The following is a 9,043-nucleotide window of genomic DNA, read 5'->3' as shown; positions in this document are numbered from 1 at the left end:
CTGGCAGGTGAAACCACTGGCCCGCGCTGGCAGTTCCTGCCGCTGGGATGGCGGCGAGTGGCCGACACTGCACGGGTACCGACACAGTGCCGGCCAGCGTGACATAAGTGGCCCTATGTGCATCATTGGCGATTGTTACGGCAAGGCCGGCGGCGGCGACTGCCGTTCACCCCGGATCCGGCTGAGTCATCTCACGGTAGGCAGTGAGGATCGCCTCGGCGCGTTCCACGGCTTCGCCGGCCGGGTCTGTCGGCTGGTGCCCGCCCGTGAGTGCCTCGGGCCGGCGCAGCTCGTGGCGTATCCGCGTCGTGGCCTGACGGGCTCGCCGTCGCCGCGCCTCAAGCGTCGCCAGTTCCGTGGCCTGGGCTGCGAGTCCCGCCAGCCGAGCGACGCGGGCCTCAACGAGGGAAATCAAGGCGCACAGCTGCTCATCCAACGCGATCAGTTCGGCGTCGAGCTCGCGCCGGACCGGCTCACCGGCGGGCAGATCCCTCGCGGCCCGCCGCGCATCGCGTTGCACCGCCAGGAGCCGGTCCTGCTCGACGAGCAGATCCAGAATCTGGCTCAGCTCACGCCGTACCACTGCGCGCACCTCGACAGCCGGCAGCAGGCCGGTCACCGGCAGGTGTTCGACCACCGCGGTGCCGGCGCGCTCGGCTCGATCCCAACGGTACCGGTCGGTGATCTGTACCCGTTCCGTCGTCCGCCGCGCGATCCACACCGCAAGCCACAGCGTCGCGATGACGGCCCCGACGGCCGCGGCGGCGGCTAGGCTCACGGCCAGCAGGAGTCGAGCGGTGAGCAGGCCGATCAGCGTGACGACGTAGAGCCCGAGCCTGTTACCGGACCCGAGCAGAACTTCATGCCAGCGGCGACGCGGCACCCGGTACACAGTGATTGGGCCGGTGTGCTCGCCCATTTGTGCGCTCCACTGATAGATCCGCTTAGCGCCGCGGGCGCGCCGCCGAGGCTATCACCTGCGGCGTAGCACTCCGGACGCCTCCCGCTGCGGGCCGCTGTTCTCGACGGCCGACCACTGACGCTGCTGGGCTCGCACCCGCATGGACGTCCGACCTTTCGTCAAGAGCGCTGCACTTCGCGTCAAGAGCGGATGTGGCTGATCGACGTCGAACCAGCCGGTGGACAAACCCGGGGCGACCAACACCTGCGTGCCGAGGCGGTCAGGACCGGTGACGCCGCGTCATCCGGGCGGAGCAGCTGGCTTGGTGTCGTTGAACGGCCGCGCAGGTTGTCGATTCCAGGCGACGAGGGAATCGACGTCGTCCTGGAGGACGGCGAAGCGCCGGTTGCTCAGCCACTGGCGAGACGGTGGAGTTGCCCGTTGTGGACGTCGGTCACCCATTCCCAGCCGGGCTTGGCGGACGGGCCGACCCGGGGATCGTCGGGAACATCGCCCGCGCGCAGGGCGAGCACGTACGCCTGGTCGCGGTCGATCCGTGTGCGCACCTCACCCGGTCCGCCGACCGACCCGTGGCCAGGGATGACGACATCGGTGTCGTCGGCCACGGACTCCAGCAGCCGCAGCGCGGTGAGGTAGTCGTCGATCGGGTCGGCGGCGCCGTTGAGGTCGAGCATCGGAATCAGGACGTCGGAGAGCATGTCGCCGGCGACGAGTATCCCGCGTTCCTTGATGAACAGGGCCGCATGGCCGGGTGCGTGCGCCTGATGCTCGATGATGCGGGCGTCCGGGCCGTTCCAGGGAACCCGGGCCGTGCCGGCGGGCAGTGCGGTGATGAGGCCGAACAGGTCCATCGGGACCTGCCCGGCGATTTCCGTCTCGGCCAGGTGTTCGGCGATGTCGGCCTTCGCGTTCGGTTCGGACAGTTGATCCCGGACGGAAGCCGCACAGCGGGCCGTGCCGTACCGTAGGGCGGCACCGAGCTCGGCGTGCCAGAGGACGTGATCCCAGTGCGGATGCGTCGAGAAGCCCGCCGCGACTGTCTGGCCGGAACTGGACAGGTCGTCCGCGAGGCAGGCCATTTCGTGACCCTGTACCCCGGGGTCGACGAGCAACACGCCGGCGCCGTGCACGACGACGGCGTTGCTCTGGATGAACTCGCTCTGGTGAACCAGGACACCCTCCGCGACCTGCCTCAGCATTTCGCGCCCTGGACGGCGTACCGGTGCATCGTGACGCCCTGCGTGAACGACTGCTGCTCGATCAAGTCGAGGTCGATCGGATGGTCGTAGTCGTCGAACAGCGGGCGGCCGAAACCGAGGACCGTGGGATGGGTGAACAGCAGCAGTTCGTCAAGCAAGCCCGCTCGGAGCAGTTGCGTCGCGACCGTGGCACCACCGACTCCGATCGGGCCGTCGGTCTCGGCCCGGAGGGCGGCGAGCTGGTCGATCGCGTCGGCCCCGCCGATGATCCGGGTGTTGTGATCGGCGGTGTGGCGGGTGCGGGAGACGAGAACCTTCGGTGCGCCGGTCCAGATCTCGCCGTATTCGCGCATGACGTCGGGTAGCGACGCATCCTGGCGCGCCCGGGGCCAGTACTCCTCCATCGTCTCGTACATGACACGGCCCTGGACCATTGCCGCGAGGCTCCGGGCCCGCGCATTGAATTCGCGGTGCAGTTCCTCGTCGATGCGCAGCCACTCACCGGCCCCGTTGTCACCGGGGACCTGCTCGATCCGCAGGTCGAGCGACACGTTCATCCAGTAGACGAAGCGCCCCATGCTGCACCCTCCTCTAGTGGTTGCATTCTGCAATCACTATATTGAGGGCGAGATGCCTGTCAAGGAGAAAAGATGGGACCACGGTCCGAGTGTCCGATCAACGCCGCCGTCGAAATACTCGGAGACCGCTGGTCGCTGCTCCTGCTGCGCGACATCATCTTCGGCGACCGTCGCTACTTCCGGGCGCTACTCACCGGTTCGATCGAGGGCATAGCGTCGAACATCCTCGCCGACCGCCTCGTGCGGCTCGTCGACGCGGGAATCCTCACCCGCGGCACCGCAGCCCGTGGGCAGCGCGCCCGCTACAGCCTCACGGAAGCCGGCATCCAGACGCTTCCGATCATCTGTGCCGTTGGCAACTGGGGCCTCGACTGGCGCCCGGGTACCGACGACCTCCGGGCGCGGCAACAGTTCATCCGTGACGCGGGCTTCGCGTTCCTCGAGGAACTCATGGATGAATTGCGGGTTCGCCACCTCGACGCCGCACCGAAGTCGTACGACGGTCCCGGCCCGTTCGAGCGCCTCGATGCCGTTGGCAGCGGCTGACCGGTGCCCGGCTCCAGGTTGTAACGCGAACCAGCTCCGAACGACCACGATTCCGTTGACGGCAGCAACCCGGCGTCGATTCCATCGAAGATCGGACGCACTATTTTCGGCAGGTCCGCGCGTTGCAGCGCCGACCTGGCCGTGGGGCTGCGTCGCAGCGGATCGCGGCTCAATGAGCGCGTCAGACTCGGCTGCGGGCGCCCGCTACCATCGCCCGGAACACGCGGACACCGGAGGAGACCTATGGCGGTGTTGACGACGGTGGGACAGGTGGCGGACCGGGCGATGGAGCTCGGCATCGTCGCAGCGGGTGTGCCGGCCGAGGACGACCTGCGCGATCAGCCGTTGTCCTACTACGGCGCAGGCATCGCCGGTGCGCTCATCGACATGATGGAGCAATGGGGCGCCGGCGTTCGGGTACACCCGAAAGTGGACGGTCTGCTGGAGGGCTACCGAGACCTGTTCGGCCGGTTCGCTGCCAGCAGCGGAGGCGCGGTGACCATCACCGACGTGGAGCTCCTCGACGGGGCCGACGGCGAGCGCATCCGGATGCTGGTCAACGGCGACGAGCTCGTCCGGCACCTGGAGCACCAGTCCAAGCGGTACCTCGACACGCTGATGGTCCTCGAGATCGCCGACCGGCTGGCGCCGCGCGACGACACGGACCCGCGGGTCTTCGTCGAGGTTCACGACACCGACGACCAGTCCGGGTACATCTTCGCCGATCCGGCGGCCCTGTCGATCCTGATCCGGGAACTCGGAATCGAGCCTGGATGACCGGACCGACCTTTCGAGGACCGGGCGCGCGAGCGGGTCGCCGTGGTAGCGGCCCCGGGCAAGGACCCGCACGCAGCCTGCCGCCCTATCGCTGGATGCGGAGCATGAGACACCCGTACGCCACGTTGCGGCTGTGGATCTGCACGACCTCAGGATCGGTGAGCACCGCGACGATGGCCGCCTCCGGGTCCGAGCCGTCGTGCACCCGGCTGGCGGGATGGATTCGGCCCCGGGCGTCGTAGGCGCGCAGCACCTGCGGGCGCCCGAGCCATTCTTCGGGATAGCCGCCGTCGTCGGCCCGGCCGGGGCACGGCTCGGCGTGTGCGAAGACCGCACCGATCTCCCGGTACGGGCTGGGCGGCAGCGGCGGCTCGTAGTTGAACAGCATCACCGCCTCGCCGGCGCGGGCGTCGCGCAGGCAGCAGCGCAGCGCCTCGCCGCCGGCGGCGAGCGAGCGTTCGGTGCCGGCCGCGGCGCGGGCCCGGTCGAGGACGGCGGGCTCGAGGGCGTGGATCTGATACGTGGTCATGCATCCATGGTGCGCAGCCGCGCCAGGAAACTCCGGCGGGTTTCGGACCTGGGGCTACGTCGTGGGGACCTCGGGAAGGATGTGCGTGATGGTTCGGCCGTTGCGCGGCTGCACCGGACGGTTGTTGTCCGGATAACCGCCGTAGTCGGGGAACCGCGCGATCAACTGATGCATGCGGGCGACCGCGGCCGGCGAGACCTCGCCGCCGTCGGCGAGCACCGACCATCGCAGGCCGCCGGCGCAGCCCGGGGTGGTGAGCGAGCCGGTGTAGGCGTAGTAGGAGCCGAGCCGCAGGTGTCGCAGCAGGTCGGCCGGGTTGGCCGGGCCCGCGTCGGTCACCTTTCCCGACGTGGTCGACGCGGAGCGGAGGATCTGGTCGAGCACGGGGTTCGGGTGGTGTCCGCGCCGGTAGAGGACTCCGACCGCGGCCGATTCGCCGCCGGCGCCGGTGTGCACGAAGTGTGCTTCCACGTCCGCCGTCCGGCCGTCGAAGGTGTGCTCGGACGGCGCGTGGAAGTGGAATTCGGAAAGCTCGTAGACGTCGTCGCCGATCCGGAGCTTGTCGTGCACGCGGGCCGGGATGGACACCGACACCGCGTGCCCGGTGTTGGCGACCAGCATCTCCGAGGTTTCGTAGCGTAGTTGCAGCGGTGCGCCGCGGCGGGCGACGACGCGGCCGGTCCGGATGTCGACGGGTGACTGGCCGCGGGCCCGCCCGCAGACCGGGTATCCGAGGTCGTCCCAGCGCCCGGGGCCGATCGGCGAGGCCGGGTCGTGGTTCCAGGCCGCCGCGCCGGCGCGCGGGTGGGCCTGCACCGGCTCGCGAACGGGACCGAGAACGATCACGGCCGCCGCGGCGCCGGTCGCCGTCAGAACGTTACGCCTTGTCCATGCCATGGTGACAAATCACCTCGATTGCTCGCCTTTGAGTGCAAATTCGACGATCGTGCGGGAACGACCCCTGCCCAGGCGTTCGTCCGGCGTTGGCACCGGGACGCGGCATGTCGCCCCAGGGAAACCGGCAGGCCTCCGGGCCGCCGCGTACTCCCGGTCGGTCTCGGCGGAAGGCCGCAGGCCGATCAACTCACGTTACGCTTCGCGCAGGTAGCCGACGGACGGACTGCGGAATGATCTCGGCTCTATGCTGGACGATCAAGCGTCGGAGTCCGGGTGAGGAGTCGCCGTGCCCTACGGATACATCGGATCGATGAAGACCAGGCCGGGACACCGCGATGCCGTGGTCGACCTGCTGGTCAGCGGCGCCGACGGGCTCCGCGCGGCCGGATGCCACCTGTACGTCGTGAGCGTCTCGGACGCCGATGACGTCACGATCTGGGTGAGCGAGGTGTGGCTGAGCAAGGAGAAGCACGACGCCTCGCTGCAGCTTCCCGAGGTCAAGGCGGCGATCGGCAAGGCCATGCCGATGCTCACGGGCGAGTTCACCAGCCAGGAGGTAACAGTGGTGGGCGGGCTCGGCTACGAACGCTGATCCCCCCGTTCGGCGGCGACCAGTTCCCGGACCGCCGGGGCCACCTCGGCGGCGAACTCCTCGATCTCGGCCGGGTCGTCGGTGGCCAGGATGAAGGTGCTGACGCCGTACTCCAGTGTGAGGCCGGCCAGGTCCTCGGCCCACTGCTCGGCCGGTCCGTCCAGAAAGGACCGGCCCAGCGCGGAGAAGGTCCCGTTGATGTTGAGCAGGCGGCGGATCCGGCCGGGATCGCGGCCGGACTCCCCGGCGCTGTCGTCGATGTGCCGGTTGATGCCGGCGTAGTCCGCGGGGCCGCCCGCGAGGTAGGACAGCGACGGCAGCACCCCGTCCGCCGCCCTGCCGATCAGCCGCAGCATCCGGGGCTTGTAGGCACCGACCCAGATGCCGATGTCGTGCGCCGGCGCCGGGCCTCGTTTGGCGCCGGACACCTCGTAGTGGGAGCCGCGGACCCGCACCGGTCCCGCCTCGTCCGCGTCCCAGACCTGGCGGATCACCTCGATCGCCTCGCCGAGCGCGTCGACGGACTGGCCCGCGGTGAGGCGCCGCCCGCCCATGGCCTCGATGCCGTCCCAGAACGCTCCGGCGCCGATGGCGAGCTCGATCCGGCCCCCGGTGAGCCGGTCCAGGCAGGCGTGGCTGCGGGCGAGCACCGCCGGTCCGCGCAGCGGCAGGCTCAGGACATTGCCACTGAGGCGGATTCTTTCGGTACGCGCGGCAGCGTACGAGATCAGCGTCCAGGTGTCGTGGAAGCGTGACACGTACGGATGGTCCTGGAAGGTGGCCAGGTCGAGCCCCGCCCGGTCGGCCACGACGGCGAGCTCGACCGGCTGCGAGGCTGGCGCGGCCGTCGGCGTGATGAACGCGCCGAACAGCAGGTCGTGTCCGTAATCGGTCATCGCGGCTCCCCCTCGGCGGGAATGTTGAAGTTGTCGCGGAACAGGTTGCCCGGGTCGTAGCGGCGTTTGAGTTCGCGCAGCCGGGCTAGGGTGGCCGGCGGGAACGCGTCGGAGAGCCGGGTCGGGGACCGGTCGGTCTCGAAGCTCAGGTACAGGCCGTCGAAGTGCTGGTACAGGTCCTGCCAGGCGGCGTCCACGCGGCGCTGCGACGAGCCCATGACGGTGACCGAGAAGTTGGCGGAGCGGTGGGCGTAGGCGGTGGCCTCCTCCGGTACGTCCGCGACCGCGCCGCCGACCGTGCGGATCTGGAACCAGTGGACCGCGCCGGAGGCCAGCAGGCGTGCCGCCGCCCGGCCGAATTCCCCGGTGAGGTGCTCGATCAGCCCGGATCGCGAGACCGGGTCGCCCTGACCCTGGTGGTAGCCGTCGGCCGCGTTCGCCATGACCTCGGCGTACGGCACGAGGCTGACCTGCTGCTGGTAGAGCGGCGCGACGGCGGCGATCGGCTGGAGCAGGTCGATGATCGTCTCCGGGTCGTCGGCGTCGACGACGCACATGAGCTGGGCGAACGCCGGGCGGCCCGGGCGCGGCATGCCCATGATGAGCTGGCCGCTGACGTCCCGGGGCGCCGCCTCGATCGCCGCTCCCCACTTGACCAGCAGGTCGGCCGGGTCGTCGGCGGCCACCACGAGCTGGGCGAAGCCGACGCTGCCCACCTCGTCGGCCTCGAAGTCGAAGGAGGTCACCACGCCGAAGTTGGCGCCGGCGCCGCGTACCGCCCAGAACAGGTCCGGGTTCTCTGCCTCCGAGGCCCGCACCACCGCGCCGTCGGCCAGGACCATCTCGACCGCGCGCAGGCGGTCGATCGTCAGGCCGTGCTTGCGGGCCAGCCAGCCGAGCCCGCCGGCCGTTGCCAGGCCGCCGACGCCCACGCCGCCGTAGTCGCCCGAGCTCAGGGCCCAGCCGTACGGCTTCAGCGCGTCGGCGACGCTCGTCCAGCGCGCGCCCGGCCCGATCCGGACGAGGCGCCGGCCCTCGTCGAGGATCTCGATCGAGTCGAGGGCCGCGAGGCTGACCACCAGGCCGCCGTCGTTCGTGGACCGTCCGCTGACGCCGTGGCCGCCGCTGCGCAGCCCGAAGGGCAGGCCGGGGTGGGCCCGTACGTAGCCGAGCGCCGCCACCACCTCGCCGGTCGTGCGGGGCCGGAGCACCAGGCCGGGAGCGCCGCCGCGCAGGTACGTCGAGCGGACCCGGGCGTAGTCGAGGTCCCCCGGTTCCACGGCGGTTTCGGCCAGGGCGGCGGGGAGGTTGTCGTAGTCGATGCCGGTGCGGCGCTTCGCGCGTACCGATGAGGATCTTTGGAGAGCCGGCGCCGGATCGGCCGGCCGGAGCCCGGCGGTCTGCTCGGCGAAGCGCCGCAGGTCGTCGGGGTCGTCGGTGCGGATCAGGATGGTGTCTGCCGCCAGGGCGGTCAGTTCGGCGACGGTCACCGCGGGCGGCACGACCGCGATGCGGCGCAGCTCGGCGGGGTCGCGCCCGGCGCCGGCCGCGGCGTCGTCGAGGATAGCGCCGGCCTCGGGCCCCCAGTATCCGTCCGCGGTGAGCCCGGCGAGGCGCGCCAGCGCCGGGTCGCTTCCGCAGATCATGATCGGGATCCGGTGTGCCGGCAGCGGGCCGCGCTGGGCCTGCGGCACCCGGTAGTGCTTGCCGAGGTGGCGCACGGGTCCGGCCTCGCCGGCGTCGAGCACACCCCGGATGATCTCGACGGCCTCGCCCAGCGCGCCGGGCTCCCCGGTCAGGGCGAGCTCCAGCCGGCCGCCGGTGAGCAGGTCCAGGGTGGCGGCCGAGCGGGCGAGCACGGCCGGCTCCCGGTCGGACACCTCGAGCCCGGCGAGCAGGCCGATCCGATCGGTGCGGCCGGCGATCCACCCGAGCAGGGTCCACGTGTCGAGCGCCTCGCCCGCGTCGGGGACGGCGACCAGGTCGAGGCCGAGCTCCTCGGCCCGCCGCGCGAGCGGGAGCGCTTCGGCGCCGGGCGTGACGAGCGCGCCGAACCGCGGCGCACGCCCCCGGTGAGTCATCGAGATCCCTCCGAAGCAGGCTAGGG

Annotated in this window: 10 protein-coding genes; 3 read left to right on the top strand and 7 right to left on the bottom strand. The window is 70.8% G+C overall.

Annotation, left to right across the window (positions count from 1 at the left end; genetic code table 11):
• Positions 1-166: 166 nt before the first annotated feature.
• The 3 genes from AB0F10_RS29035 to AB0F10_RS29025 form a co-directional block, all read right to left on the bottom strand.
• Complete coding sequence (locus tag AB0F10_RS29035; RefSeq protein ID WP_360631811.1) at positions 167-919, bottom strand: hypothetical protein; 753 nt, start codon at positions 917-919, stop codon at positions 167-169.
• A gap of 392 nt (positions 920-1,311) precedes the next feature.
• Entirely contained in the window at positions 1,312-2,121 is an 810-nt protein-coding gene (locus tag AB0F10_RS29030; protein ID WP_360631808.1) for an MBL fold metallo-hydrolase, read from the bottom strand.
• Positions 2,115-2,699, bottom strand: coding sequence for a dihydrofolate reductase family protein (locus AB0F10_RS29025; protein WP_360631805.1), 585 nt, complete (start codon positions 2,697-2,699; stop codon positions 2,115-2,117). The genes AB0F10_RS29030 and AB0F10_RS29025 overlap by 7 nt, the downstream gene beginning before the upstream one ends.
• Positions 2,700-2,771: 72 nt before the next feature.
• On the opposite strand from AB0F10_RS29025, the gene AB0F10_RS29020 reads away from it, so the two are divergent.
• The gene (locus AB0F10_RS29020) at positions 2,772-3,245 is read left to right on the top strand and encodes a helix-turn-helix domain-containing protein (protein ID WP_360631802.1); all 474 of its coding nucleotides are present in this window, start codon (positions 2,772-2,774) and stop codon (positions 3,243-3,245) included.
• A 243-nt stretch (positions 3,246-3,488) separates the two neighbouring features.
• Positions 3,489-4,022, top strand: coding sequence for a hypothetical protein (locus AB0F10_RS29015; RefSeq protein WP_360631799.1), 534 nt, complete (start codon positions 3,489-3,491; stop codon positions 4,020-4,022).
• 85 nt (positions 4,023-4,107) lie between these two features.
• Here the strand turns inward: AB0F10_RS29015 and AB0F10_RS29010 are convergent, their stop codons facing one another.
• Together AB0F10_RS29010 and AB0F10_RS29005 are read right to left on the bottom strand one after the other, a co-directional pair.
• Positions 4,108-4,551 carry a DUF1203 domain-containing protein gene (locus AB0F10_RS29010; protein ID WP_360631796.1) on the bottom strand — a complete coding sequence of 148 codons (444 nt, stop codon included), beginning with the start codon at positions 4,549-4,551 and terminating at the stop codon, positions 4,108-4,110.
• A 54-nt stretch (positions 4,552-4,605) separates the two neighbouring features.
• On the bottom strand, positions 4,606-5,448 hold the full coding sequence (locus tag AB0F10_RS29005) for a carbonic anhydrase family protein (RefSeq protein ID WP_360631793.1): 843 nt from the start codon (positions 5,446-5,448) through the stop codon (positions 4,606-4,608).
• 286 nt (positions 5,449-5,734) lie between these two features.
• On the opposite strand from AB0F10_RS29005, the gene AB0F10_RS29000 reads away from it, so the two are divergent.
• Positions 5,735-6,040, top strand: a complete 306-nt coding sequence (locus AB0F10_RS29000) for a putative quinol monooxygenase (RefSeq protein WP_360631790.1) — start codon at positions 5,735-5,737, stop codon at positions 6,038-6,040.
• Here the strand turns inward: AB0F10_RS29000 and AB0F10_RS28995 are convergent.
• On the bottom strand, positions 6,028-6,936 hold the full coding sequence (locus AB0F10_RS28995; RefSeq protein WP_360631787.1) for an LLM class flavin-dependent oxidoreductase: 909 nt from the start codon (positions 6,934-6,936) through the stop codon (positions 6,028-6,030). The two genes, AB0F10_RS29000 and AB0F10_RS28995, sit on opposite strands and share 13 nt — an antisense overlap.
• Positions 6,933-9,017 carry an LLM class flavin-dependent oxidoreductase gene (locus AB0F10_RS28990; protein WP_360631784.1) on the bottom strand — a complete coding sequence of 695 codons (2,085 nt, stop codon included), beginning with the start codon at positions 9,015-9,017 and terminating at the stop codon, positions 6,933-6,935. The genes AB0F10_RS28995 and AB0F10_RS28990 overlap by 4 nt, the downstream gene beginning before the upstream one ends.
• Between the last annotated feature and the right edge of the window lie 26 nt (positions 9,018-9,043).

Origin of the sequence: Actinoplanes sp. NPDC026623 (genome assembly GCF_040638275.1) — a bacterium.
Taxonomy (GTDB): Bacteria; Actinomycetota; Actinomycetes; order Mycobacteriales; family Micromonosporaceae; genus Actinoplanes.
This window is presented reverse-complemented; position numbering and strand designations above follow the sequence as displayed.

What these genes read in the sequence shown, in the direction of transcription:
- AB0F10_RS28995 (WP_360631787.1), bottom strand. Translation starts at nt 6,936, where the DNA reads ATGACCGATTACGGACACGACCTGCTGTTCGGCGCGTTCATCACGCCG.
- AB0F10_RS29030 (WP_360631808.1), bottom strand. Translation starts at nt 2,121, where the DNA reads ATGCTGAGGCAGGTCGCGGAGGGTGTCCTGGTTCACCAGAGCGAGTTC.
- AB0F10_RS29015 (WP_360631799.1), top strand. Translation starts at nt 3,489, where the DNA reads ATGGCGGTGTTGACGACGGTGGGACAGGTGGCGGACCGGGCGATGGAG.
- AB0F10_RS28990 (WP_360631784.1), bottom strand. Translation starts at nt 9,017, where the DNA reads ATGACTCACCGGGGGCGTGCGCCGCGGTTCGGCGCGCTCGTCACGCCC.
- AB0F10_RS29025 (WP_360631805.1), bottom strand. Translation starts at nt 2,699, where the DNA reads ATGGGGCGCTTCGTCTACTGGATGAACGTGTCGCTCGACCTGCGGATC.
- AB0F10_RS29020 (WP_360631802.1), top strand. Translation starts at nt 2,772, where the DNA reads ATGGGACCACGGTCCGAGTGTCCGATCAACGCCGCCGTCGAAATACTC.
- AB0F10_RS29005 (WP_360631793.1), bottom strand. Translation starts at nt 5,448, where the DNA reads ATGGCATGGACAAGGCGTAACGTTCTGACGGCGACCGGCGCCGCGGCG.
- AB0F10_RS29035 (WP_360631811.1), bottom strand. Translation starts at nt 919, where the DNA reads ATGGGCGAGCACACCGGCCCAATCACTGTGTACCGGGTGCCGCGTCGC.
- AB0F10_RS29010 (WP_360631796.1), bottom strand. Translation starts at nt 4,551, where the DNA reads ATGACCACGTATCAGATCCACGCCCTCGAGCCCGCCGTCCTCGACCGG.